The 645-nt window shown below is 73.2% G+C and carries 1 pseudogene; it reads left to right on the forward strand.

Annotation, left to right across the window (positions count from 1 at the left end):
• Positions 1-132: 132 nt before the first annotated feature.
• Positions 133-645: pseudogene (locus tag AC1DU6_RS34425) on the forward strand (hypothetical protein); the annotation flags it as partial.

The raw sequence follows: 645 nt of genomic DNA on the forward strand, positions 1-645 counted from the left end.
GTGGTGGTCAGGGCGCGGGGCAGGGCGGCACCCTGGTGGACGTGCTGCTGGCTGGCCTGGTGAAAGATCGCCTCGACAAGCCGGTGCGGCCGCAGGTCGAGGTGGTGGAGGCCTCCTAAACTCCGCCGCCTCATGATCCCTCGTCCCGTTGTCCAATTCCTGCCCTGGATCGCCGTCGGCTCGCTGATGGGCCTGGCCTGGGCGGGCTGGCGGCTGCGCCTGGCCTGGCAGGGCCTGCAGGCTGCCCAGCGCGCCGCTCAGCTCGAGCGCGCGCTGCGCGAGTTCGGCGACTTGATGCGTGACGCAGACCTTCCCGAGGTCCATGTCCACGAACTGTTGCAGGCGCTGGCCGGCAACACCGGCCTGGCCACGGCGGCACTGCTGCGGCCGTCGCCCGGCGCGCAGGACATCGTCGTCGGCGAGCCGGATGCGAATGCGCTGGCCGGCCTGCAGCTGTGCGCCGATGGCGGCCGGGCGCTGGGCCCCGGCACCGACCATCACGCCGAGGAGCCTGACCTCTATCTGCCGCTGCGCGGCCGCGATACGGCCCTGGGCGCCGTCACGCTGCGCGGGCTGGGCACCGAGGCCTTGGCCGTGGACCAGCTTGCGCACGCCCAGGCCCTGTGCGACCAGATGGGCCTGGCC

This window comes from Roseateles sp. P5_B10 (assembly GCF_056400485.1).